We start from the raw sequence: 24,389 nt of genomic DNA, 5'->3' as shown, positions 1-24,389 counted from the left end.
GGACCGGCCCCCCCTACTCGAACACGGCCCCGGGGTTGTCGAGGCTGTTGGAGCCTTCGAGCGCGATCCCGCCAAGGTCGAGCGCGGCGACGATCCGCTCGATCGCGCGGGTCTGGTCGATCAGCGCGTTGACCCCGCCCATGATCAGCGCCTCGCCCTCGGCATTGCCCATCGCGAGCATCTGGTCATAGGCAAGGCCGCCCTCGGCAGCGTCCGAGATTTCACCGAGCGCGACCATGGTGGCGTCGAGCCTTGCTTGCATGTCGGCATCGAGCGCCGGGTCGGACTGCGCCATCAGCTCGGCCAGCGACGCGCCCTCGACCACGCTGCCGTCGATCCGGGTGTAGCGTCCATGGTAGACGTTCTGGATGCCGAGCCCGTCGTAGTAATGCGACCAGTGGGTGTTGTCGGAAAAGCAATCGTGCTCTTCCTCGGGATCGCCCAGCATCAGGCCAAGCCGCATCCGCTCGCCGGCAAGTTCGCCGTAGGACAGGCTGCCCATGCCGGTGAGCATGGCGCTGAGCCCCGCCGCCTCGTCGGCCATGGCCGCCTCGCGCGCCGCGCCACCCGCGGCCCAGTTCGCCTCCATTTCCTCCAGGTCGGCGATCAGCAGATCGGTGGCCGCGCGCAGGTAGGCCGCGCGCCGGCCGCAGTTGCCGCCGGTGCAGGCGTCGCCCCCGGCGAAATCGGTGTGGGGCCGGTCGCCCGCACCGGAGCCGGTGCCGTTGAGATCCTGCCCCCAGAGCAGGAATTCGATCGCGTGGTAGCCCGTCGCCACGTTCGCTTCGATACCGTCAAGCTCGTGCAGGCTCTCGAGCAGTCCGGGCGTGATCTCGCTGGCATCCACCTCTTCGCCGGCGATGGTGAAGGCGGTGTTGGCGATGATGTTGAGCGCGGCGAACTCGTTCTCGTCGGAAACCACGTAGTCGCCGGCCACGTAGTCGATCAGCCCTTCGTCGAGCGGCCAGGCATTCACCTTGCCCTCCCAGTCGTCCACGATCGGGTTGCCGAAACGGTAAACCTCGGTCTGCTGGTAGGGCACCCGGGCGGCGATCCAGGCGGCGCGCGCGGCGGCCAGCGTTTGCTCCGAAGGCGCGGCGATCAGGGCATCGACGGCATCCGACAGCGCGCGCGCGGTGATCAGGCTGTCGGCATAGCCCGCCTCGGCGATATTGGCATAGGTTTCGAGCACGGCCGCGGCGCTGGTTTCGGCCTTGGCCGCGCCGGCCGCGAGCGTGAGCGCAAGCGCGCTGGTTGCCAGGGTGCTATACTTCATATCCTGTCCTCGTATTGAGTGTTTGGTTTGCTTCATTTCGTCAGGATGAGCTTTCCCGCGCGGGTGACGCGCAGGGTATAGACCTGATCGCCGAGCACGATCCGCGCCTCGCCACATCCGCCGAGTAGGTCTTCCGCCCGGTGGCGTGGCACGGTGTCGGCCTGTTGCGCCTGCGTTGTCATCGCGTTTGACCATCACCCGAAAAACGATCCAGCAGGGCCTCGACCCCCTGACCCGGCACGAGGCCGCTTTCGGCGAGAATGGCGAGGATTTCGCGCTGGACATCATTGGTGCTGCGGTCGCCGGTCGGTTGGTCTTGATTGGATACAATCTGCATCAGGGCTCTCCCGAGGATGGGCTCTGGCTTCCCCTTTTCAGATTGGGGTGGCTGGTTGCAGGCTTTTTCTGAGTGAAACTGTCGGGTTTGTCAGTCCGAGTTTTTCGATCGGGCTTTCCGCGCTTGACCGCGCAACGCCGGCCCCACACTCTTGCCCGAGGAGGACGGACCATGCGCGATACCAATGCCCCGCTGCCCGACACCGCGTTCTGGCGCGCCTACGGCGGCGCGTTCACGGGCACGTTGAAATGGGAACAGTTCGACGCGCTCTTCGACCGCCTCGCCACCGCCGGGGGCGATTGGTTCGTCTTCGATCCCACGGGCGATGCCCCCGAGGCCCCGGCCGCCGATTTTTCCGCCGCGCTCGCCGCCGCGCGCGCCTGCGTCGAGCAGGTGCGGGGCCGCTCCTATTGCGGCGCGGTTTTCGCCGACGATTTCGACGCGCCGGGCTTCGTGAAGGTGTTCGACCCCTACAAGATGGGCGGGGTCTGCGGCGGCTCGGGCGAGCGCGTGCTGCCGCGCTGGATCCTTTCGCGCCTCGCCCCCGACCCGCTGCCGCCCCTGCCTGAGACCCCGGCGAAGAAGGGCCTTCTGGCAAGGCTCATCGGCTAGGCTGGTGCAGAGCCCCGTTTGCCGCTAGGCAACTGCCATGACATTCGAAATCTTCCTCACCGCGCCGCCGGGGCTTGAAGCCGTGCTCGCCGACGAGGCCCGCGCGGCGGGCTTCGAAGGTGTGGCCACGCTGCCCGGCGGGGTGACGGTCACCGGCGGCTGGCCCGATGTCTGGCGTGCGAATATCGCGCTCAGGGGCGCCACCCGCGTGCTCGCCCGTTTCGCCGAGTTCCGCGCTTTCCACCTCGCCCAGCTCGACAAGCGCGCGCGCAAGGTCGATTGGGTCGCGGTGCTGCGGACGGACGTGCCGGTGCGGGTGGAGGCGACCACCAAGGGCTCCAAGATCTACCACGCCGGCGCCGCCACCCAGCGCATCGAGCGGGCGATCCGCGAGGAGCTTGGCGCCCCGATCGCCAAGGATGCGCCAGTGCAGATCAAGGCACGGATCGACGACAACCTCGTCACCCTCAGCGTCGACACCTCGGGCGAAAGCCTGCACAAGCGCGGCCACAAGCTGTTCACCGGCAAGGCCCCGATCCGCGAGACCATGGCGGCGTTGTTCTTGCGCCAGATGGGGTTCACCGGGAACGAGACATTGGTCGATCCGATGTGCGGCTCGGGCACCTTCGTGATCGAGGCCGCCGAGATCGCCATGGGCCTGCTGCCCGGGCGCGACCGCGCCTTCGCCTTCGAGCACCTTGCCAGCTACGATCCCGCCGCCGTGGCCGCGCTGAAGACAGGCGCGCCACGCCCGACCGACCTGCGCTTCTACGGGTTCGACCGCGATCAGGGCGCGATCAAGGGGGCTGGCGAAAACGCCGCGCGGGCGGGGGTGAGCGACGTGACCAAATTTGCCCGCGCCGCGGTGAGCGACCTTGCCCGCCCCGAAGGGCCGCCCGGTCTGGTGATGGTCAACCCGCCCTATGGCGGGCGGATCGGCGACCGCAAGCCGCTGTTCGCGCTCTACGGCGCCTTGGGCGAGGCGCTGCGGGCGCGGTTTTCCGGCTGGCGCGTGGGGATCATCACCAACGATGGCGGGTTGGCGAAAGCCACCGGCCTGCCCTTCCTGCCGCCCGGCCCCCCGGTTGCCCATGGCGGGCTCACCGTGAAGCTCTACCGCACCGATCCGCTCTGACGCGCGATCCATGCGCCGTCAGCAGCGGAACTGCGCTGGCAAGCGTCGATGAACCACATGCCGTCCAGCCCCGCCTCGATCCCGGGCAGAAGCGCGCCGTCGCCACTTCCGAGGATGAGGTCGGCGGCGTCGGCGTAGAGATTGGCGAAACCTTCGAGATAGCCTTCCGGGTGGCCGGGGGGCACCCGTGTCCACCGGCCCGCGCCGCCGCCGAGGCCCGGCCCGCCGCGGGTGAGAATCTGGCGCGGTTCGCCGAAGCGGGTGAAGGCCATCGCGTTGGGGTTTTCCTGCCCCCATTCCAGCCCGCCCTCGCTACCGTAGATGCGCAGCCGCAACCCGTTTTCGTTGCCGACGGCGACCTGGCTTGCCCAGAGCATCCCGCGCGCACCGCCCTCGAAGCGCAGGCGGATATGGGCGTTGTCGTCCACCTTTCGCCCCGGCACGAAACTGTGCAACTCGGCTGAAAGCGCCTCCGGCGCCATCCCGCTGACGAATTGCGCGAGGTTGAAGGCATGGGTGCCGATATCACCGATCGCCCCCGCCCCGGACCGGGTCGGATCGGTACGCCAGTCGGCCTGCTTGTTGTGAACCTCTCTCGCCAGCCAGTCTTGCGCGTATTCCACCTGCACAAGGCGGATCTCACCCAGATCGCCGCGCGCCGCCATCTCCCGCGCCTGCCGGATCAGCGGGTAGCCGGTGTAATTGTGGGTGAGGATGAAATGGGCGGGCGAAGCGGCCGCCGCGTGGGCGATGGCCTCGGCCTGCGCGAGCGTGGCGGCCAGCGGCTTGTCGCAGATCACGTGGATGCCCGCTTCCAGAAAGGCGATGGCCGGGGCCGCGTGCATATGGTTGGGGGTGACGATGGCCACCGCCTCGATCCCGTCTGTGCGCGCCGCCTCGGCGCGGGCCATCTCGGCGAAATCGTCGTAACTGCGATCCGGTGCGAGCCCAAGCTCCGCCGCACTCGCCGCAGCACGGTCGGGGCTTGACGAAAGCGCCCCCGCGACCAGCTCGAACCGGTCGTCGATCCGCGCGGCGATGCGGTGCACCGCGCCGATGAAGGCCCCCTGCCCGCCACCGACCATGCCCAGCCTGACCCGTCTCATGCGTTGCCCTTTCCCCGTTGCTCCCCCGAGCTAACCACGCCGGGAGGCGGCGGGAAACCCCGGTTGACCTTGCGCATGGCCCGGCCGCACCGGGCCGGTTATCCTTGGGCAAAGCGAAGGAGGAACGCATGAAACTTTCGTTCCACGGAGCCGCGCGCGGGGTGACCGGATCGTGCCACCTCGTCGAATGCGCGGGGCGCAAGATCCTTGTCGATTGCGGCATGTTCCAGGGACCGCGCGAGATCGAGGAGGAAAACGCGGCGCCCTTCGGGTTCTCGCCCGGGCAGATCGACGTGCTCCTGCTGACGCACGCCCACCTCGACCACTGCGGCCGGCTTCCGCTTCTGGTGAAACGCGGCTTTCGCGGCAAGGTCATCGCCACGTCGGCCACCCATGATCTTGCCCGGCTGGTGATGCTCGACTCGGCCTACCTGCACGAGGAAGCGGCCAAGCGCGCCCAGCGCCACGGCAAATCCGACCAGCCGCTCTACGATACGATGGATGCGCTTGATGCGGTCGACCGCTTCGGCCAGACCGCCGACTACGGCCAGCCGATGGACCTGTTCCCCGGCATCACCGCCACCTTTTTCGATGCCGGCCATATCCTCGGTTCGGCCTCCATCCTGCTCGAACTGAACGAGGACGGCCGCACCCGCAGACTCCTGTTTTCCGGCGATATCGGCCCGCGCAACCGGCTCCTGCTCAACGATCCGGCGCCCCCCAAGGGCGCGGATGTGGTGGTGATGGAATCCACCTATGGCGACCGTGACCACCGCCCGATCGGCAGCTCGCTCGAAGAACTCAACGCCGCAATCCGGGGCACGCTGCGCCGGGGCGGGAACGTGATCATCCCCACCTTCGCCCTTGAACGCACGCAGGAGATCCTGTTCGCGCTGCACAGGGGCGTCGATGAGGGTGCGCTTCCCAAATCCCTCCCGGTCTATCTCGATTCGCCCATGGCCATCTCGGCCACCCGCCTTTTCGGGCGACACCCCGAAGCGTTGCGCCCGGAGATCGCCGAGATGATCCACGCCGGCCGCGACCCCTTCGGCCTGCCCGGGTTGAAGGTGACGCGGGAGGCGGCGGACTCGATGAAACTCAACGACGTGCATGGCGGCGCGGTGGTCATGGCCGGTTCGGGAATGTGCACCGGCGGGCGGGTGCGCCACCACCTGCGCCACAACCTGCCCAACCCCGACAGCACCGTGATCTTCATCGGTTTCGCCGCCGAGGGCACCCCGGCGCGCGCGATCGTCGACGGCGCGACCGAGCTTTCGATGTTCGGCAAGAGCGTTCCCGTGCGCGCCACAGTGCATACGATCAACGGCTTTTCCGCCCACGCCGGGCGCACCGACCTGCTCGACTGGCACGCGCGCACCGCCGTGCGCGAACGCACCTTCCTCGTGCATGGTGAAGAAGACCCCATGAAGGCCCTGGCCGATGCCCTAGGCCCAGCCCGCGTAGATCGGCCACGCCCGCACCAGAGCTTCGAACTTTAGCCCGGCCTCATAGGGGGAGGCGCAGGCATCCGGCCACCAGCCGAAACCGCACCCCGCAAGGTTGCGACGATTCGGGGCTTCACAGCGCGGCGAATTGGGCCTATACGCCGCTCCACATGCGTGTGAGACCCGCTTTGGTCGGATTGTGCCGGTAGGAACCCGGCCCGGGCCCCGTGCTTCGCACGCGACAGTATTTGAACAAACCCGGGAAAGGGAACCAACCATGGCCAATTCGCCTCAAGCCAAGAAGCGCGCCCGCCAGAACGAGCGCCGCTTCGCCGTAAACAAGGCCCGCCGCTCGCGCATCCGCACCTATCTCCGCAAGGTCGAAGAGGCGCTCGCCTCGGGCGACAAGGACGCCGCCGCCACCGCGCTGAAGGCAGCCCAGCCCGAACTGATGCGTGGCGTCACCAAGGGCGTGTTTCACAAGAACACCGCGGCGCGCAAAATGTCGCGTCTGTCGGCCCGCGTGAAGGCGCTCGGCTAACCCCACTGCGGCGAAAACAACACGAACACGGCGCGCCCTCCCGGCGCGCCGTTTTTCGTTTGCGGCGAAGGAATCCGAAGAAAAATCGGATTCGTATAACCGCCCCCGGATTCGTTTCGGCAATCCTTCTGTCAAGTGAAGAGAACTGTTGCGGCTGTCGCTGGGCTCTGGGTAACTTGCCTGTGCGATTCATGTCGCCGACTTGGGAAACCTCGGACAGATTGGGCAGGTTGGGCCAAACCCGACGCCAAGATGCCGAGTGGAGCGGTCTGAGGGGACGCTCCTACGAGACTGGAAGAAATGCTTCGGGATAGCCGGATCGGGGGGTCTGGCACCTAGGGTGTGGTATGCGCCGTGTTCGCGGCTCTTCCTGCTTTGTCTTTTCCATTCGGCACGTCTTTGAACAATCGCGCCCGCATCATTGGGGCGATGCGGTGATCTGTCTGCGGTCGTGCCTGGCCGGGGGCAACATGGATAGTAGGGACAGGCCGCCGATAATGGCGGCACAGAAGCGGATCGAGACGATAATGACGAGCGAGACTTGGGGCCGGGTTAGGGATGTTCTTCGGGAAGAAGTTGGGCAGAACAACTACCGCAACTGGATCGAACCGCTGGAATTCGCCGAGCTTGAAGATGGCGTGGCCACGTTCCTCGTGCCCACCGGGTTCATCGGCAACTGGGTGGAGCGCAATTTCGGTGACAAGATCCTGCGCCACATGCTCGACGCCGGCGCGCGCGTCTCGCGCCTCGTGTTCACCGTGCCGAACGTCGCCCGGCCGAAACCGGCAGAGGCCGGGAGCCCGCCCGCAAACGCCACGCATGTCCGCGCCGAGAAGGACGATCTGCCCGGCGCGCCGCTCGATCCGCGCTTCACCTTCGACAGTTTCGTGGTCGGCAAGCCTAACCAGCTCGCCCATGCCGCCGCGCGCCGCGTCGCCGAGGGTGGCCCGGTCACCTTCAACCCGCTGTTTCTTTACGGCGGCGTCGGCCTCGGCAAGACCCACCTGATGCACGCCATCGCGCACGAGATCCAGGCGCGAGACCCGTCGCTGCGCGTGGTCTACCTCTCCGCCGAACAGTTCATGTATCGCTTCGTGCAGGCGCTGCGCGAAAAGCAGATGATGGATTTCAAGCACATGTTCCGCTCGGTTGACGTGCTGATGGTCGATGACGTGCAGTTCATCGCCGGCAAGGATTCGACCCAGGAGGAATTTTTCCACACTTTCAACGCGCTGGTCGATCAGAACAAGCAGATCATCATCTCGGGTGATCGCGCCCCCGGCGAGATGAAGGACGTGGAAGACCGGATCAAGAGCCGGCTGCAGTCGGGCCTCGTGGTCGATCTGCACCCGACAGATTACGAACTGCGGCTAGGTATCCTGCAAACCAAGGCAGCGCGCTACCGCGAGCAATATCCCGATCTTCATATCGCCGAGGGTGTGCTGGAGTTTCTCGCCCACCGGATCAGCACCAACGTGCGGGTTCTGGAAGGCGCACTGATGCGGCTTTTCGCCTTCGCCTCGCTGGTGGGGCAGGAGATCACGCTCGAGAAGGCGCAGGACGCGCTGTCGGACATCCTGCGCGCCTCCGACCGCAAGGTGACGGTGGAGGAAATCCAGCGCAAGGTGGCGGAACACTTCAATATCCGCATGTCCGACATGATCGGCCCTAAGCGCCAGCGCTCGATCGCGCGGCCGCGGCAGATGGCGATGTATCTTTCAAAAACACTCACCACCCGCAGCCTGCCCGATATCGGCCGCCGCTTCGGTGGCCGCGACCATACCACCGTGATGCACGGGGTGCGCCGCATCGAGGAACTGAAACAGAGCGACACCCAGCTTGCGGAAGACCTCGAAATGTTGCGCCGGGCGCTCGAAGCCTGAGCCCCACCGCCCCTTGACGCCCCCGGCAAAGCGGCGGAAAGTCCTGAAAAATCTTGCGCCGGGCCGCGGTCGTTCTATGGTTGCCGTCCCGGATTCTGAGGGAGAGGGACATGAAGATTTCCATCGAACGTGCCGTGCTGCTGAAGGCCGTGGCCCAGGCGCAATCGGTTGTCGAGCGGCGCAACACGATCCCGATCCTCGCCAACGTGTTGATCGAGGCCGAGGGGAGCGACGTGAGCTTCCGCGCCACCGACCTCGATATCGAGGTGGTCGACCGGGTGCCAGCGATGGTCGAGCGCGCCGGGGCAACCACGGTGAACGCGGTGATGCTGCACGAGATCGTGCGCAAGCTGCCCGATGGCGCCACCGTGGCGCTTGCCGCCGACGAGGCCGCCGGGCGGCTTTCGATCGAGGCCGGGCGTTCGAGCTTCTCGCTGGCGACGCTGCCGAAGGAAGATTTCCCGGTGATGGCCAGTTCGGAATACGCGGCGAATTTCTCCGCCGCCGCACCGGTGCTGCGCCGGTTGTTCGACAAATCGAAGTTCGCGATCTCCACGGAAGAGACGCGCTATTACCTCAACGGCGTCTACATGCACGTGAGCGAGGCCGAGGGCGGCCGGGTGCTGCGCTGCGTGGCGACCGATGGCCACCGGCTGGCCCGGATCGACGCCGATCTTCCCCCGGGGGCCGAGGAAATGCCCGGCGTGATCGTGCCGCGCAAGACCGTGGGCGAGTTGCGCAAGCTGCTCGACGACGACGAGGCGCAGATCGCGGTGAGCGTGAGCGAGACGAAGATCCGCTTCGCCACGCCCGAGATCACGCTGACCTCCAAGGTGATCGACGGCACCTTCCCCGACTATACCCGCGTGATTCCCACCGGGAACACGAAGAAAATGGAAGTCGACGCGCAAGCCTTCGCCAAGGCGGTGGACCGCGTGGCGACGGTATCGAGCGAGCGGAGCCGCGCGGTGAAGCTGCAGCTCGACGAAGATCGCCTGGTGCTGTCGGTCAACGCCCCCGATGCCGGCGCGGCGGAGGAGGAGCTTGCCGTGGCCTATGGCGACGACCGGCTCGAGATCGGCTTCAACGCCAAGTACCTGCTCGAGATCGCAAGCCAGGTCGATCGCGAAAACGCGGTGTTCATGTTCAACTCGGCCGGCGAGCCTGCGCTGATGCGCGAGGGCAACGACACCAGCGCGATCTATGTCGTCATGCCGATGCGCGTGTGACCGGAGCGGCTTTCAATAACCTTTTCGCCGTGCCGAAGGGCGTTTTTCAGAGTTTCGAGGAGGCCCGCCGATGACGGGCCTCTTTTTGCGCGAACTCACCCTGAGCCATTTCCGCTCGCACAAACGCGCCGCCCTGGCGCTCGACGGGCGGCCGGTGGCGATCCACGGGCCGAACGGCGCGGGCAAGACCAATATCCTTGAAGCGGTGAGCCTGCTCAGCCCCGGGCGCGGGCTGCGGCGGGCGGCGGCCGACGAGATCGCGCGCAGGCCCGAGGCGCTGGGCTGGAAGGTGACGGCGCTGCTGCAATCGCTGCACCAGCTTCACGAGGTTGAAACATGGGCCGAGTCGGGCGCGCCCCGGCAGGTTTCGATCGACGGCAAGCCCGCAGCGCAGCTTACGCTTGGCCGGATCGCGCGGGTGGTCTGGCTGGTGCCGGTGATGGACCGGCTCTGGACCGAGGGCGCCGATGGGCGGAGACGGTTTCTCGACCGGATGGCGATGAGCTTCGAGCCCGGCCAGGCCGACGCCGTGCTGGCCTACGAGAAGGCGATGCGCGAACGCAACCGGCTGCTGAAGGATGGGCAGGGCGACCGGCACTGGTATCATGCGCTGGAGGCGCAGATGGCGCGGGCGGGGGCGGAGATCCAGAACAACCGCGCCTATACCATCGCCCGGCTGGCCTCCGCGCAGGCCGAGGCGGAAACCAGCTTTCCAACCGCCGATCTGCAGATCCTGCACGCCGACGGGGCCGAAACCGGGCCGGAGGGCGAGGCGGAACTGGCGGAGGCCTTCGAGGCCGGGCGCGGGCGCGATCTTGCTGCCGGGCGCACGCTGCAGGGGCCGCACCGGGCCGATCTGGCCGCCACCTACAGCGCCAAGGGCGTGGCGGCGAAAGACGCCTCCACCGGCGAGCAGAAGGCGCTGCTCGTCTCGCTCGTGCTCGCCAATGCCCGGGCACTGGCGGCGGATTTCGGCGCGCCACCGATCCTGTTGCTCGACGAGGTGGCCGCGCATCTGGACGCAAACCGTCGCGCGGCGCTTTATGACGAGATCTGCGGCCTCGGTGCACAGGCCTTCATGACCGGCACCGGGCCGGAATTGTTCGAGGCGCTCGGGAATCGGGCGCAGGTGTTCGAAGTGCGCGAAACCGACGGGGTGAGCGCGGTGAGCGAGGAAGGAATGCCATGAGCCTGCCGATGAACCGGGTGACTTTCATCACCCTCGCGGTCGATGATCTCGCCCGCGCGCGCGCCTATTACGAGGCGCTGGGGTGGGAGGTGGAAAGCGCGATGGAAGAGGTCGCGTTCTACGCGATGCAGGGCCAGAAGCTGGGGCTGTTCACGCTGGAGGGGCTGGCGCGCGAGACCGGGCGAAGCGTGGACGACCTCAAGACCGGGGCGATGACGCTGGCGCAGAACCAGCCCTCGCCGCAGGATGTCGACGCGGCTTTCGCCAACGCCGTCGCCTGCGGGGCGAGCCCAGTGGCAGAGCCGTTCAAAACCGACTGGGGCGGGTATTCCTCCTACGTTGCCGACCCGGACGGGCACTTGTGGGAATTCGCGTTCAACCCGTTCTCCCCGCTCGACGACGAAGGCCGCATCGCGTGACGATCGGGGCGGAGGAGCTTGCGCTCTACGCGCTGGCGATGGTGGTGCTCACGCTGACGCCGGGGCCGGTCTGGGTGGCCACCATCGCGCGGGCGCTGTCGGGCGGCTTCACACAAGCCTGGCCGCTCACGCTGGGCGTGGCGCTGGGCGATGTCTTCTGGTCGGTTCTCGCGGTGCTCGGCGTCGGCTGGGTTGCGGCCAGTTTTTCCGGGGCGATGGAGGTGTTTCGCTACGTAGCCGCGGCGATCTTCGTGCTGCTCGGCCTCGCGGTGCTGCGCCACGCCGATGCGCCGGTGGAGCGCGACAGGCGGCTGACCCGGCCCGGCGTCTGGGCCGGGTTCGTGGCCGGATTGGTGGTGATCCTGTCGAACCCGAAAGCGATCCTGTTCTACATGGGCTTCCTGCCCGGCTTCTTCGATCTTTCGCGGCTCTCGGCGCCGGACGTGGTGGCGATCGCCGGGGTTTCGTTCGCCGTGCCGATGGCGGGCAACCTCGCCCTTGCCCTCGCGGTGGGCCATGTGCGGGCGCGTCTGACGTCGCCCGCGGTCGTGCGGCGGCTCAACATCTCGGCGGGCCTGCTGCTGATCGGCGTGGGCGTTGTGATCGGGCTCGTGTGAGGCCCCAAATCTTGTGGCGCGGCGCTGGTAAAACCACGCCAGAACCCCTATAAATCGCGGACCAGATCCAAGGAAGGTCCGCATGGCCGACGACGCACAGAACAACGCCGAATACGGGGCAGAATCCATCAAGGTTCTCAAGGGGTTGGAGGCTGTTCGCAAGCGCCCCGGGATGTACATCGGCGATACCGACGATGGCTCGGGTCTGCACCACATGGTTTACGAAGTCGTCGACAACGGGATCGACGAGGCCCTCGCGGGCCATGCCGACGCGGTCACGGTGACGATCCACGCCGACAATTCCGTTTCGGTCAGCGACAACGGGCGCGGCATCCCGGTGGATATTCACCGCGAGGAGGGCGTGAGCGCCGCCGAGGTGATCATGACCCAGCTCCACGCGGGCGGGAAATTCGACCAGAACTCCTACAAGGTTTCCGGCGGCCTGCACGGCGTGGGCGTCTCGGTGGTGAACGCCTTGTCGGACTGGCTCGAACTGACGGTCTGGCGCAACGGCAAGGAACACCGCGCGCGGTTCGAGCACGGCGACACGGTGGAACACCTGAGGGTGACCGGCGACGCTGAAGGCAAGAAGGGCACCATGGTGCGCTTTCTCGCCTCGACCGATACCTTCTCGAACCTCGATTACAGCTTCAAGACCCTCGAAAACCGGCTGCGGGAACTGGCATTCCTCAATTCGGGCGTGCGGATCATCCTCAAGGACGAGCGCCCCGCCGAGCCGCTGCAGGTCGAGCTGCATTATGAAGGCGGGGTCAAGGAATTCGTCAAATACCTCGACCGGCACAAGCAGCCGATGATCGAGGAACCGATCTTCATCGTCGGTGAACGCGACGGGATCACCGTGGAAGTGGCGATGTGGTGGAACGACAGCTACCACGAAACCGTGCTGCCCTTCACCAACAACATCCCCCAGCGCGACGGCGGCTCGCATCTCGCGGGCTTCCGCGGCGCGCTGACCCGGACGATGAACCTCTACGCCAACTCTTCGGGACTGGCGAAGAAGGAAAAGGTCAACTTCACCGGCGACGATGCGCGCGAGGGGCTCACTTGCGTGCTGTCGGTCAAGGTGCCCGACCCGAAATTCTCCTCGCAGACGAAAGACAAGCTGGTCTCTTCGGAGGTGCGGCCCGCCGTCGAGGGGCTGATGAACGAGCGGTTGAGCGACTGGTTCGAGGAACATCCGACCGAGGCGAGGCTGATTATCGGGAAGGTCGTCGAGGCGGCTTTGGCGCGCGAGGCCGCCCGCAAGGCGCGCGAGATGACGCGCAAGAAATCGGCGCTCGACGTGGCCAGCCTGCCGGGCAAGCTGGCGGATTGCCAGGAAAAGGACCCGAGCAAGCGCGAGATCTTCCTCGTCGAGGGCGACAGCGCCGGCGGCTCGGCCAAGCAGGGCCGCTCACGCCACAACCAGGCGGTTCTGCCGCTGAGGGGCAAGATCCTCAACGTCGAGCGGGCCCGGTTCGACCGGATGCTGGGCAGCCAGGAGATCGGCACACTGATCACCGCGCTGGGAACCGGGATCGGGCGCGACGAGTTCGACATCTCGAAGCTGCGCTACCACAAGGTCATCATCATGACCGACGCCGACGTGGACGGTGCGCACATCCGCACGCTGCTCTTGACCTTCTTCTTCCGGCAGATGCCGGAGCTGATTGAAGGCGGCTATCTCTACATCGCGCAGCCGCCGCTCTACAAGGTGGCGCGCGGGAAGTCGGAGGTTTACCTCAAGGACGTGCCGTCGCTGGAGGATTACCTGATCCAGCAGGGCGTCGATGGGGCGGTGCTGCGCCTGGCAAGCGGCGAGGAGATCGCCGGGCAGGATCTCGCTCGCGTGGTCGAGGCCGCGCGCCAGATTCGCCGTGTGCTCGACGCCTTCCCGACTCATTACCCGCGCCCGATCCTCGAACAGGCGGCCATCGCCGGCGCCTTCGATCCCGGTGCGGCGGATGCCGACCTGCAAGGCGTGGCCGACGCGGTGGCGACGCGGCTCGACCTCGTGGCGCTGGAATACGAGAAGGGCTGGAAGGGGCGGATCACGCAGGATCACGGCATCCGGCTGGCCCGCGTGCTGCGCGGCGTGGAGGAAGTCCGCACGCTCGACGGCGCGGTGCTGCGCTCGGGCGAAGGCCGGCGGCTGGCACAGGTGAGCGAGGACACCCGAGAACATTACCGCAAGCCCGCGCATCTCGCGCGCAAGGAGCGCGACCAGATCATCCACGGCCCGCTCGACCTGCTCGACGCGGTTCTCGCGGAAGGTGAAAAGGGCCTCACGCTGCAGCGCTACAAGGGTCTGGGCGAGATGAACCCCAACCAGCTTTGGGAAACCACGCTGGACCCCGAGGCGCGTACGCTCCTGCAGGTCAAGGTCGAAGATCTCGCCGAGGCCGACGACATCTTCACCAAGCTGATGGGCGATGTTGTCGAACCGCGCCGCGAGTTCATCCAGCAGAATGCGCTGAGCGTGGAAAACCTTGATTTCTGAGGTGTTTGCGCGGGAGTGACCGGGCGCGGGCGTCGCCGGCCCGGTGTTTCAGGCCCTAGCGATCGCGGAATTGCGGTTCGCGCTTTTCCATGAAGGCGTTCATGCCTTCCTTCTGGTCCTCGGTGGCGAACAGGGCATGAAACAGGCGGCGCTCGAACAGCAGCGCTTCCTTCAGCGGCATCTCGTCGGCGCGGTTCACCGATTCCTTGATCGCCATGACGCTGAGCGCGCCCTTCTCGGCGATCTTGCGCGCCGCGCCGACCGCTTCCTCGATGAGTTTTTTCGCCGGAACCACGCGGCTTACGAGGCCGCTGCGCTCGGCTTCTTCCGCGCCCATCATCCGCCCGGTCAGCGCCATGTCCATCGCCTTGGCGCGGCCGACCAGCTTGGTCAATCGGGCCGATCCGCCCATGCCGGGCATCACCCCGAGGTTCACTTCCGGCTGGCCGAATTTCGCGCTGTCGGCGGCGATGATGAAATCGCACATCATCGCAAGCTCGCACCCACCGCCCAGCGCATAGCCTGAAACGGCGGCGATGATCGGTTTGCGCACGCGGGTGATCGCGGCTTCTTCCGAGGTAAAAAGATCGCTGGCGAAGACGTCGACGAAGCTTTTCTCGGCCATCATCTTGACGTCGGCCCCCGCCGCGAAGGCCTTTTCGGACCCGGTGATGACGCAAACGCGCACCTTGTCGTTCTTCTGCGCCTCGCCGAGCGCCACACCCAATTCCTGCAGCAGGTCGAGGTTGAGCGCGTTCATCGCGTCGGGGCGGTTGAGCCGGATCAGGCATACATAGTCTTCGATATCGACGACGATGTTCTTGTAGGCCATGCGCGCCCTCCCGGGATCACTTTTCGTTGCCATCAGGGACCGAGTCCTATGCGAGTCTCATAGGTGCGATCAAGTCATCTTTGGCAACGCGGGCAGTAGAACGAAGACCGGCCCGATTGCACGATACGCCGAATCGTGCCGCCGCAACCGGGCGTGGTGCAGGATGCGCCTTCACGCCCATAGACCCGGAAGCCATGCTGGAAGTAGCCCAACTCGCCGCTCGCCTGCCGGTAGTCGCGCAGCGACGATCCGCCCGAGGCGATCGCCTCGCCAAGCACGTCGCGAATGATCGGCACCAGCGCGGCCGCGCGGGCGGACGAGATCCGGCCCGCCTTGCGCCGCGGGCTGATCCCGGCCCGGTGCAGCACTTCGCAGACGTAGATATTGCCGAGCCCCGCCACAATATGCTGATCGAGCAGGGCCGTCTTGATCGGGGTGTTCTTCCCTGCCAGGGCCGCCACCAGGTGGGTTTCGTTGAAGGCATTGCCGAGCGGCTCCGGCCCGAGCCTGGCAAGGAGCGGATGGGCCTCGCCTTCGCCGGTGGGGAAAAGGTCCATCGCGCCGAACCGCCGCGCATCGTTGAAGGTGATCCGCGCGCCCGAGTCGATGTCGAGCACGACGTGATCGTGCTTTTCGGGTGCGGGGTGTTCGTGGTGGAACTTGCCCAGCATGGTGCCCGAAATCAGCATCCGCCCCGACATGCCGAGGTGAATCAGCAACGTCTCACCGGTGGAAAGGTCGACGAGAATGTATTTCGACCGCCGCCGCAACCGATCCACGCGCGCACCGGTCAACCGCTCGGCCATGCGCTCGGGAAACGGCCAGCGCAGCCCCGCGCGCCGCACTTCCGCCCGCGCGATGACCGCGCCCATCATCACGGGTTCCAGCCCGCGACGAACCGTCTCGACTTCGGGTAATTCCGGCAATCCGCAGCCCCCTCCATTGTGTGACCCCCACGGGCGCTATAAGAGGGAGCAGTTTCCATGAATGGGCAAGCACCGATGAGCGCCTCCGACAAGAAAACCACGCATTTCGGGTTCCGCACGGTGGAGGAAGACCAGAAGGCGGGCATGGTGCACGGCGTGTTCACCAACGTCGCCTCGAAATACGACATCATGAACGACGTGATGAGCATGGGCATCCACCGGCTCTGGAAAGACGCGATGATGGACTGGCTCGCGCCCCGGCCCGGGCAGAAGCTGCTCGACGTGGCCGGCGGCACCGGCGACATCTCGTTCCGCTTCCTTGGTCGCGCCCCCGGCGCCCACGCCACCGTGCTCGACATGACCGAGAGCATGCTCGTCGAGGGCCGCAAGCGCGCCGAGGCCGGGCGCATGGCCGAAAGCCTCGACTGGGTGGTGGGCGACGCCATGGCGCTGCCGTTCGAGGCGAATACTTTCGACGTCTATACCATCTCCTTCGGCATCCGGAACGTCACCCGGATCGAGGATGCGCTCTCGGAGGCCTTCCGCGTGCTCAGGCCCGGCGGGCGGCTGATGGTGCTGGAGTTCAGCCAGATCCCCAACGATATGATGCAGAAGGCCTACGATCTCTATTCCTTCAACGTCATCCCCCGCATGGGCAAGCTCATCGCGAACGATTCCGAAAGCTACCAGTATCTCGTCGAATCGATCCGCAAGTTCCCCGACCAGGAACGTTTCGCCGGCATGATCCGCGACGCCGGCTTCGAGAACGTCGCCTACCGCAACCTGTCGATGGGCATCGCGGCGCTGCATTCGGGTTGGAAAATCTGATGCGCGGACCGCACAACATCTGGCGGCTGATCCAGACCGGCGCCACCTTCGCGCGCACCGGCGCGCTCGGCGAAGTGCTGCATGCGATGGATGCGCCGCCGCTGGTGCGCACCACTGCGCGGGTGGTGAGCTGGAGCTTCGCCTTTCTTGGCCGGCGCGGCGATCCGGCGCTGCCCCCGATCACCCGGGCGATCACCGCGCTCGGCCCGGCCTACATCAAGTTCGGCCAGATCCTCTCGACCCGGCCCGACGTGGTCGGCGAGGATCTCGCGCTGCAGCTCACCTACCTTCAGGACAAGCTGCCGCCCTTCCCGCGCGACGTGGCGCGCCGGACCGTCGAGTATGAACTCGGGATCAAGGTCGACGAGGTGTTCTCGGAGTTTTCCGAGCCGATCGCCGCCGCCTCGATCGCGCAGGTGCACCGCGCCACGATCGCCGCCACCGGCGAGGACGTGGCGGTGAAGGTGCTGCGCCCTAAGATCGAGCGGGCCTTCCGGACCGACCTTGACGCCTTCCATTTCTCCGCCGCCGTGCTGGAGTTCCTGCTGCCGTCATCTCGCCGCCTGCGCCCCACCGACGTGATCGCGCATTTCGAAAGCGTGGTGATGGGCGAGCTCGATCTGCGGCTCGAAAGCGCCTCGGCCTCGGAGTTCGGCGAGAACACCAAGGGCGACGCCGGGTTCGTCGTGCCGGAAGTGAAATGGAACCTGACCTCGAAGCGGGTGATGACTCTTGGCTGGGGCGAAGGCATCCCGGCCAACGAGGTGGAGCGGATTCGCGCCGCCGGGCATGACATGCAGGCGCTGGGCAACCGGGTGCTCTACCTATTCCTCAGCCACGCCCTGCGCGACGGGCTGTTTCACGGCGACATGCACCAGGGCAATCTGAAGATCGCGGCGAATGGCGATATCATCGCGCTGGATTTCGGCATCATGGGGCGGATCGACGAATACACCCGCCGGGTCTATGCCGAGATCCTCTACGGCTTCATAAACCGCGATTACAAGCGCGTCGCCGAGGTGCATTTCGAGGCGGGATACGTGCCCGCCGACCAGGACGTGGACGAATTCGCCCGTGCGCTGCGCGCCGTCGGCGAGCCGATCTTCGGCATGGATGCCACGCGCATCTCGATGGGGCGGCTCCTGCACTACCTGTTCGAGGTGACCGAATGGTTCGGGATGCAGACCCGCACCGAGCTGATCCACCTGCAGCGCACGATGGTGGTGGTCGAGGGCGTGGCGCGGTCGCTTCACCCGCAGATCAACATCTGGGAAGTGGCGCACCCGATCGTCGAGGACTACATCACCAATTCGATCGGCCCGCGCGCCGTGGCCGGCGACCTGGCGAAAACCGCGCGCATCCTCGCCCGCTTCGGCCCGCGCCTGCCGCAGCTTGTCGAGGCCGCGCTGATCCGCCAGTCGCAGGAGCCGAGCAAATCCCCGCGTCACCGCCCGCTGCGGGCGCTGGCCTACACGTCGCTCGGCGGCGGGCTCGCGCTGGCCGGTGTCTGGCTCATGTCTCTGCTCTGAGACGGGCCTCCTCCAGCCTCGCCGCTTCGGCATAGCCGCGATCGCCGCGCGCCGCGCGCCAGCGGCAATAGGCCGCCATCCGCCAATGGAAAAGCGGCGCGAGCGCGCGGTAGCGCCGCGAGACTTCGGCTTCGCCATAGGCGTCGAGGAAGGATTGCTCCTCCGCCGGCGTCAGCGGCCGGTTGCCCGAAACCGCCTGCATCGCGGGGGAGAGAAACACGGCGAGATCGAATACCGGATCGCCGCGCGCGGGACATTGCCAGTCGATGAAGGTGATCGCGCCGCCCGACATAAGGGCGTTGCCCGCCGTCGCGTCGCCGTGCAGGAACGCGGCCCCCTTGAGCGGGATATCGTCACGCAATACCGGCTCCAGCGCCGTGATGGCTTCGCCCGCCGCGCCGATCTGCGCGAGCATCTCGCGCGCCTGCCGGCGAAGATCGGCAACCCGGATCGGCGCAGCGCCCAACCAGCCCGGCGCCTGCCGGGCATGAAGCCACGCGAGGGCCTGCGCGACCGTCTCGGCCCCGTCGCCCGGGCGCCAGGCGCGCCCGTCGACGTGAATATAACAAAGGCTCGGCCCCGCGGCGGTGAGCCCCGCGCCCACGAATTCAGGCGCGAGCCCGCTGCCTTCCAGCGCCACGAGCGCCCGCTCCTCCGCGACGGGATCGTTGTCGAAGAGCGGCGTATGCGCTTCGGGCCGAAACAGCTTCACGACAAGATCGGTTTGCTGGCCGGTCACGCGCCAGGTGCTGTTGGTCCGCCCGCCCGCGAGCGGACGCCAGACCGCATCCCCCGCAGGGTCATGCACGCTCTGCGACCAGAACGAAACAAGCGCCTCGGGCGGCCGATCCAGCGCCTGCTGCGGCCCGATGTTCAGCCTTCCCGCCACGATCGCTCCCGTTCAAACCCGCGCAAGGCTAAGCCTGGGCCCGGGTAACGGCAAGCAGGAGATCAGGGCGCCTCGGGTGGTTTGCGCAAGGCGTCGACCTCGCTGGCGGCAATCTCCGCCCCGCTCGCGAGCACGAGTATCGTCTGCCCGCCCTCCACCCTGGCCTCGGTGATCTCCGAGAAGACCGGGATCTGGGCATCGCCGATGATCTTGCCGTTGGAAAGGCTTTGCAGGTGGAAATTGTATTGCCCCGCGGGCAGCTTCGCGCCGAGGGCAGACACCCCGGCCCATTGCACCGGCTGATCGGAAACGGGAATCTCCACCCGGTCCATCATCGTGCCCTGGCCATCGGTGACCACAACGAAGGTGCGCTCGGCGCCGCTTGCTGGATCGGGATAGAGGGTGATCGGGGTTTTGTCGAACCACGCCGACGTCGTCGCCCGGGCCTCCATGCCGACCCAACCGGCGAGATCCGACATGTTCATCGCGCCCAGCTGGCCGCTCATCGCCGCCAGAAGATCGTTGGTGCGCACTTGCTGCTCGACCCCGGAGAACGTTGCCAGCTGCACCGCGAAATCGGTACTCTCCATCGGGTTGAGCGGATCCTGGTTCTCCATCTGCGTCGTCAGCATTTTCAGGAAGGTCTCGAAATCCGACGATATGACCCTGCCGGCCGAGGTTTCCTTCGCATCCGGTTGGGCGCTGGCGCCTTTGCCGGCTAGCGCCGGGCTGACCGTGTTTGTCTCCATCATGCTTTCCTTCACATCCGTATATCCATCCCGCCGGTGCCCGCGATCTGGCGGTAAGGTCGGGGGGCATCGGCGGTCGGCTCCACCGCTGGCCCGGTTGCGCCTGGCATTGCGGCCTGCTCGTCCGGCGCGGATTGCCTAGCTCCAGCGCCCCGATCCTGCCGCGCGCCATCTTCGAAGGTGAATTGCACCGAGCCATGCCCGAGCCGACGCAACTCCTCCCCCAGAATATCGATATGGCGGCGCATCAGGTCGAGCGTTTCGGACCGCTCCGCGACGAGGGTGACCTGCAGTTGGGCGCCCTCCTGGCTCATCGACAGGCTGACGCGCCCAAGCTCTTCCGGCTGCAGCCGAAGCTCGACGGCGCGCTGGCCGGTGACGCGAACCACCTCGGCGATCTGCAGTGCAACCGTGCGGGCCTGGTCGGCCCGGGCACCGGGGATCGGCTCGGTTCCATTCGACGGGGCCGTGGCAGCGCGAGCCTCTCCGGGGCCGACGTCAGCGGGGCGGATGGGCGCGTCAGCCATGCCGGGCTTGTCGGTCGCAAGGCCCGGGCCGGATTCGGCACGGCGCCCCGATGCGAGTTCAGGCGCTGCATGCCCGGGCTGAGGCGTCGGGCCTTGAGCCGCGTCGGTCGCTGGACCCGCGGTGCGCCCTTCGGGTTCCGGAAGAGGGCGCTCAACCGGGGGCGGGCGGTTTTCAGGGTTGCCTTGTGCCGACTCCTTGGTGGAGGCCGTCGCAACCGGCAGACCTTCGTTCCGCCTCGCCTCATCCTTGGCGGCGGCGCCCGGCGGAACCAGGCCGTCCACGTCCCGTGCAGCGTCCCGCGCCCTGGCCTCTTGTTCAGCCGGCGAAGCGATCGGGGCTCGGCCGCGTGGCATTTCGTCGGGCATGACCGTGTTTTTCGCTGGGAGCGGCGCCTTCGCTGCCGGTTCGGCAGTATCGCCACCCGTCGGCGGCGTTTCGACCGCGTGCGAAACCGGTGCGCGCGCGCCGACGATTCGATCTCCGCCCGCGCGAAGTTCACCCGGCTGCGCCTCCTGTTCGCGTGCCTGCGGCGGTGTTGGCACCGGCATGGGCGGCGTTGGCTGCGGCGGAGCCAACCGGAGTTCCGCGCCTGCGCTTCGTTGCACATCCGAGCCGGTGTTGATGCCAGCCTTCGGATCGCCCTGCCGGTTCACCGCTTGCGCGACGGGTTCCACCCCCCTTTCATCGTTATTGACCACTCGCGCTTCAGGCGTTCCAACATCCGTGGCCTGCACGAACGCAACCGCCTCGCGCGCGCCGGAAGCCGGCTCCGCCGCGGCCTTGGGGAGCGGCGCCTGCATCTCCCGGCTCATCTCTGCGCCGGCATCCTTCACCGCGGCCTCGGGCTGACCGGCAAAGCCGAGTGACTGGGTTGGCACCGTCACGGGCGCGGCTGCGTTCGCCGGCATTGCGTCGAGGCCGCCCTTCGGTGCCCCACCATGATCGCGTTCGGGCCCCTCACCGGGATAAGGGCGCGGCGGAAACGGGGCTGCGGCAAGCGGGTGTTCCGCGGCGAATTCAACCGCCAAGCCGCCCGCGCCTTGCGGCCCCTCGGCCCGCCGCAGTTTTTCTACGGGCATCTCGGACTTTTCCGCTTCCGGCTGCGGCGCGCGCGCGGCCAGAAAACCTTGCGCCTGCCCCGTGAACACAGGCATCGGCAAGCCCCTTGAGGCAGGCATCCCCTCGACCGAACCATCCGGCATTGGGAGTTCGAGGACGAAAGGCCCGGCCCCCTCTTCCACCGGTGGCAAGGCCGCCATGGCCGACCGCACCGGCGCCTGCTGATGGGCGCCGGCTTCGCCGCTCGGCCGTGCGGGGGTGACAAGGGGCAAGTGCATTCTGATTCCGGGTATTCTGACACCGATGCCCCGAACCTGTCAGACAGGGATTACCGAATTCTTTACCGCCCCCGGGCAGGATGCCGGAAATTTCACGCAATTCGAGTGATTCGCGATGACCCCGGTTTCACCACCTGCCCCGACCATCGGGCCGAACCAGCCTTCCGCCAGCACGCAAGACGCGCGATTGATGGAGGCCGCGCGCGATCTCGAGGCGAATTTCCTCGCCGAAATGCTCAAAGCCGCGGGCCTCGGCGCAACGCCGGAAGGATTCGGCGGCGGCGCCGGTGAAGACCAGTTCTCTTCCTTCCTGCGGCTCGAGCAGGCGAAGTCGATGGTTGAGGCCGGCGGAATCGGTCTGGCGGAGAGCCTGTTCAACGCCTTGAAGGAGCGCGCCGATGGGGATGTTTGACCGACCGAAAGCGCAGGCCGCGCTGGAACAGCTTCTCGCGCAGGAGCGGCACAATCTGCTGGCGGGCAGGTTCAATGGGCTCGAGGCGACTCTGCGCGCCAAGACGCGCCTGCTCGACAGGCTCAGGTCTGAGCGGACCGATCCCCGGCAGCTGGAGGCGCTGCGCACCAAGGCCCTGCGCAACCAGGCTTTGCTCGCGGCGGCGGGGAAAGGCATCGAGGCCGCGCGCGACCGTTTGGCAGCAATCCAGGCCACGCCCGACCCGATGAGAACCTATGCCCGCGACGGGACCACGGCCGCCATCGCGCCGCCGAACCGGCAGGACGTCAACCGTCGCGCGTAAAGCCGGGGTTTCGACTAAAATCCGACATATTGAACAACAGGAGTTCACCGTTCCTTAGGCTCTTTCGTCGCAAATTGCCCAGGCATCCAGAGGGGGTGGCGCGGATTTGGAAGTCCACGATCCGCAGAGGTCAGAATGGCTCTGAACCTGCCCTGACCGGGCAGATCCCTATCCCGGCGTGAACGGCGCCGAACGACTGAAGGAACTGAAAACATGTCCAGCATTCTGACGAACTCAAGCGCCATGGTGGCGCTGCAGACGCTCAAGAGCATCAACTCCAATCTCGCGAAAACCCAAGGCGAGATCTCCACCGGCAAGTCCGTCGCCAGCGCCAAGGACAATTCCGCCGTCTGGGCGATCTCGAAGGTGATGGAAGCCGACGTGAACGGGTTCAAAGCGATTTCCGACAGCCTTTCGCTGGGCGAGTCGACGATCGCGGTCGCACGCCAGGCGGCCGAAACGGTGACCGACCTGCTGACGGAAATGAAAGGCAAGATCGTCGCCGCGCAGGAAGAAAACGTCGATCGCGGCAAGCTTCAGACCGACGTGAAGGCGCTGCGCGACCAAATTGCCACGGTTGTCGGCGCGGCCCAGTTCAATGGCTTGAACATGGTCTCCGGAACCGACGACGTGAACATCCTGTCGTCGCTCGACCGTGCTTCCGACGGAACCGTGACGGCGTCGAATATCAGCGTTCAACGTCAGGATCTGGGCACCGGCCAAGGCACCTTCGGCACCGGGGCGTCCCTCGCCGCGAACGGCACCGCGTCCGCCGCGACGGTGGCCGACACGGCCAACACCGCCATCGTCACGGTCGCCGATACCTGGGCCGCCAACGACACCGCCACGCTTACGGTGGCCGGCGTCGAGGTGACCTTCACCGCGGCCGGCGCGGCCGTGGCCGACGTGGGCGACGGCCTGGCCGGGCTGATCAACGGCCTCGGGTTGGACGGGATCAGCGCCACCGGCAACGGCGACGGCACTCTGACCGTCAGTTCCACGCGCGCGTTCGAGGGCGTGGCGGTTTCGGTGGGCGAAACCACCGCTGGCGACGGGTCGGTCGAGATCACCACGATCAACGGCGGCGCCCTCGGCGCGACCTCCGGCACGATCGACGAGCGGGCGGAAAACATCGCGTTCTCGAACGCCGCGGCGGTCAATGAAGGCGACAGCTACAAGGTCACCATCGGAAGCTCTTCCTTCGACTACATCGCCGGCAAGGGCGAGACGATGGAGGATGTGGCCCGCGGCCTCAAGATCGCGATCGACTCGTCGGGCGACGCGGACATCACCACCAAGGTGGTCCAGGACAGCAGCACCGGTCAGTGGTCGCTGAAAGTCGATAACGCAGGCGCCTCGGCCAACTTCGCGGTCTCCGGCAACGCCGACGGTACCGCCTCGGGCGGCCTCTTCGGGCTGGATTCGATCGACGTGACGACGGATACCGGCGCCGTCTCCGCCCTCGACAACATCGAGACGATGATCAACGTGGCCATCGATGCGGCCGCCGATTTCGGCTCCGCTGCAGGTCGGGTGGAAATCCAGAACACGTTCATCTCGAAACTGACGGACTCGCTCAAGGCCGGGATCGGCTCGCTGGTCGATGCGGACATGGAAGCCGCCTCGGCCCGTCTTCAGGCGCTTCAGGTTCAGCAACAGCTTGGCACGCAGGCGCTTTCGATCGCCAACCAGGCCCCCCAGAACATCCTGGCGCTGTTCCGCTAACC

At 66.7% G+C, this 24,389-nt stretch carries 24 protein-coding genes; 15 read left to right on the top strand and 9 right to left on the bottom strand.

Annotated features, from left to right (window positions below):
* Window positions 1–13: 13 nt before the first annotated feature.
* Genes IEW01_RS02335 through IEW01_RS02325 form a run of 3 tightly spaced genes read right to left on the bottom strand, consistent with a single transcriptional unit; the run spans window position 14 to window position 1,613 of the window.
* A complete protein-coding gene (locus tag IEW01_RS02335; RefSeq protein WP_188525986.1) occupies window positions 14–1,276 on the bottom strand; it encodes an imelysin family protein in 1,263 nt (420 codons plus the stop codon).
* Between the two features lie 32 nt (window positions 1,277–1,308).
* Window positions 1,309–1,458: a hemin uptake protein HemP gene (gene hemP, locus IEW01_RS02330; protein WP_188525985.1), complete on the bottom strand. Its 150-nt coding sequence runs from the start codon at window positions 1,456–1,458 to the stop codon at window positions 1,309–1,311.
* Complete coding sequence (locus IEW01_RS02325; RefSeq protein WP_188525984.1) at window positions 1,455–1,613, bottom strand: hypothetical protein; 159 nt, start codon at window positions 1,611–1,613, stop codon at window positions 1,455–1,457. Before IEW01_RS02325 ends, hemP begins: the two co-directional genes overlap by 4 nt.
* Window positions 1,614–1,784: 171 nt before the next feature.
* Here IEW01_RS02325 and IEW01_RS02320 point away from each other — a divergent pair, with 171 nt between their 5' ends.
* Complete coding sequence (locus IEW01_RS02320; protein WP_188525983.1) at window positions 1,785–2,225, top strand: hypothetical protein; 441 nt, start codon at window positions 1,785–1,787, stop codon at window positions 2,223–2,225.
* A gap of 37 nt (window positions 2,226–2,262) precedes the next feature.
* A complete protein-coding gene (locus tag IEW01_RS02315) occupies window positions 2,263–3,360 on the top strand; it encodes a THUMP domain-containing class I SAM-dependent RNA methyltransferase (RefSeq protein ID WP_188525982.1) in 1,098 nt (365 codons plus the stop codon).
* Here IEW01_RS02315 and IEW01_RS02310 read toward each other — a convergent pair.
* Window positions 3,339–4,466: a Gfo/Idh/MocA family protein gene (locus tag IEW01_RS02310; RefSeq protein ID WP_229738018.1), complete on the bottom strand. Its 1,128-nt coding sequence runs from the start codon at window positions 4,464–4,466 to the stop codon at window positions 3,339–3,341. The two genes, IEW01_RS02315 and IEW01_RS02310, sit on opposite strands and share 22 nt — an antisense overlap.
* Window positions 4,467–4,594: 128 nt before the next feature.
* On the opposite strand from IEW01_RS02310, the gene IEW01_RS02305 reads away from it, so the two are divergent.
* The 8 genes from IEW01_RS02305 to gyrB all read left to right on the top strand — a co-directional run bounded on the left by IEW01_RS02305 (window position 4,595) and on the right by gyrB (window position 14,289).
* Window positions 4,595–5,965, top strand: coding sequence for an MBL fold metallo-hydrolase (locus IEW01_RS02305; RefSeq protein ID WP_188525981.1), 1,371 nt, complete (start codon window positions 4,595–4,597; stop codon window positions 5,963–5,965).
* 223 nt (window positions 5,966–6,188) lie between these two features.
* Window positions 6,189–6,452, top strand: coding sequence for a 30S ribosomal protein S20 (gene rpsT, locus IEW01_RS02300; RefSeq protein ID WP_188525980.1), 264 nt, complete (start codon window positions 6,189–6,191; stop codon window positions 6,450–6,452).
* Between the two features lie 527 nt (window positions 6,453–6,979).
* A complete protein-coding gene (gene dnaA / locus IEW01_RS02295) occupies window positions 6,980–8,335 on the top strand; it encodes a chromosomal replication initiator protein DnaA (RefSeq protein WP_229738016.1) in 1,356 nt (451 codons plus the stop codon).
* 110 nt (window positions 8,336–8,445) lie between these two features.
* Window positions 8,446–9,564 (top strand): DNA polymerase III subunit beta, encoded by a 1,119-nt coding sequence (gene dnaN, locus IEW01_RS02290; RefSeq protein ID WP_188525978.1) that lies wholly within the window; start codon window positions 8,446–8,448, stop codon window positions 9,562–9,564.
* Window positions 9,565–9,634: 70 nt separating this feature from the next.
* The gene (gene recF, locus IEW01_RS02285; protein WP_188525977.1) at window positions 9,635–10,753 is read left to right on the top strand and encodes a DNA replication/repair protein RecF; all 1,119 of its coding nucleotides are present in this window, start codon (window positions 9,635–9,637) and stop codon (window positions 10,751–10,753) included.
* Entirely contained in the window at window positions 10,750–11,172 is a 423-nt protein-coding gene (locus IEW01_RS02280; protein ID WP_438810811.1) for a VOC family protein, read from the top strand. Before recF ends, IEW01_RS02280 begins: the two co-directional genes overlap by 4 nt.
* On the top strand, window positions 11,169–11,789 hold the full coding sequence (locus tag IEW01_RS02275) for a LysE family translocator (RefSeq protein WP_188525976.1): 621 nt from the start codon (window positions 11,169–11,171) through the stop codon (window positions 11,787–11,789). Before IEW01_RS02280 ends, IEW01_RS02275 begins: the two co-directional genes overlap by 4 nt.
* 82 nt (window positions 11,790–11,871) lie before the next feature.
* Window positions 11,872–14,289 carry a DNA topoisomerase (ATP-hydrolyzing) subunit B gene (gene gyrB / locus IEW01_RS02270; RefSeq protein WP_188525975.1) on the top strand — a complete coding sequence of 806 codons (2,418 nt, stop codon included), beginning with the start codon at window positions 11,872–11,874 and terminating at the stop codon, window positions 14,287–14,289.
* 55 nt (window positions 14,290–14,344) lie between these two features.
* Here the strand turns inward: gyrB and IEW01_RS02265 are convergent, their stop codons facing one another.
* Both IEW01_RS02265 and mutM read right to left on the bottom strand, forming a co-directional pair.
* On the bottom strand, window positions 14,345–15,121 hold the full coding sequence (locus tag IEW01_RS02265) for an enoyl-CoA hydratase (protein WP_188525974.1): 777 nt from the start codon (window positions 15,119–15,121) through the stop codon (window positions 14,345–14,347).
* Between the two features lie 74 nt (window positions 15,122–15,195).
* Complete coding sequence (gene mutM / locus IEW01_RS02260; protein ID WP_188525973.1) at window positions 15,196–16,047, bottom strand: bifunctional DNA-formamidopyrimidine glycosylase/DNA-(apurinic or apyrimidinic site) lyase; 852 nt, start codon at window positions 16,045–16,047, stop codon at window positions 15,196–15,198.
* 75 nt (window positions 16,048–16,122) lie between these two features.
* Here mutM and ubiE point away from each other — a divergent pair, with 75 nt between their 5' ends.
* Window positions 16,123–16,875 (top strand): bifunctional demethylmenaquinone methyltransferase/2-methoxy-6-polyprenyl-1,4-benzoquinol methylase UbiE, encoded by a 753-nt coding sequence (gene ubiE, locus IEW01_RS02255; protein WP_188526649.1) that lies wholly within the window; start codon window positions 16,123–16,125, stop codon window positions 16,873–16,875.
* Window positions 16,875–18,404: a 2-polyprenylphenol 6-hydroxylase gene (gene ubiB / locus IEW01_RS02250; protein ID WP_188525972.1), complete on the top strand. Its 1,530-nt coding sequence runs from the start codon at window positions 16,875–16,877 to the stop codon at window positions 18,402–18,404. The genes ubiE and ubiB overlap by 1 nt, the downstream gene beginning before the upstream one ends.
* On the opposite strand, the gene IEW01_RS02245 is transcribed toward ubiB, so the two are convergent.
* The 3 genes from IEW01_RS02245 to IEW01_RS02235 all read right to left on the bottom strand — a co-directional run bounded on the left by IEW01_RS02245 (window position 18,388) and on the right by IEW01_RS02235 (window position 21,724).
* Entirely contained in the window at window positions 18,388–19,293 is a 906-nt protein-coding gene (locus IEW01_RS02245; RefSeq protein ID WP_188525971.1) for an aminoglycoside phosphotransferase family protein, read from the bottom strand. The genes ubiB and IEW01_RS02245 overlap by 17 nt on opposite strands.
* Before the next feature lie 62 nt (window positions 19,294–19,355).
* Window positions 19,356–20,042 carry a flagellar hook capping FlgD N-terminal domain-containing protein gene (locus IEW01_RS02240; RefSeq protein ID WP_188525970.1) on the bottom strand — a complete coding sequence of 229 codons (687 nt, stop codon included), beginning with the start codon at window positions 20,040–20,042 and terminating at the stop codon, window positions 19,356–19,358.
* 11 nt (window positions 20,043–20,053) lie between these two features.
* Window positions 20,054–21,724: a flagellar hook-length control protein FliK gene (locus IEW01_RS02235; RefSeq protein ID WP_188525969.1), complete on the bottom strand. Its 1,671-nt coding sequence runs from the start codon at window positions 21,722–21,724 to the stop codon at window positions 20,054–20,056.
* Window positions 21,725–22,022: 298 nt separating this feature from the next.
* Between IEW01_RS02235 and IEW01_RS02230 the strand changes: the two genes are divergently transcribed.
* From IEW01_RS02230 to IEW01_RS02220, 3 genes are all read left to right on the top strand, one after another.
* On the top strand, window positions 22,023–22,319 hold the full coding sequence (locus IEW01_RS02230; protein ID WP_188525968.1) for a rod-binding protein: 297 nt from the start codon (window positions 22,023–22,025) through the stop codon (window positions 22,317–22,319).
* Window positions 22,306–22,662: a hypothetical protein gene (locus tag IEW01_RS02225; RefSeq protein ID WP_188525967.1), complete on the top strand. Its 357-nt coding sequence runs from the start codon at window positions 22,306–22,308 to the stop codon at window positions 22,660–22,662. Before IEW01_RS02230 ends, IEW01_RS02225 begins: the two co-directional genes overlap by 14 nt.
* 213 nt (window positions 22,663–22,875) lie before the next feature.
* The gene (locus IEW01_RS02220; protein ID WP_188525966.1) at window positions 22,876–24,387 is read left to right on the top strand and encodes a flagellin N-terminal helical domain-containing protein; all 1,512 of its coding nucleotides are present in this window, start codon (window positions 22,876–22,878) and stop codon (window positions 24,385–24,387) included.
* Window positions 24,388–24,389 lie beyond the last annotated feature (2 nt).

The sequence above is a fragment of the Sinisalibacter lacisalsi genome (genome assembly GCF_014640115.1).
GTDB lineage: Bacteria > Pseudomonadota > Alphaproteobacteria > Rhodobacterales > Rhodobacteraceae > Sinisalibacter > Sinisalibacter lacisalsi.
The sequence above is the reverse complement of the archived record's forward strand: the minus strand, read 5'-3'. Positions and strand labels throughout refer to the sequence as shown.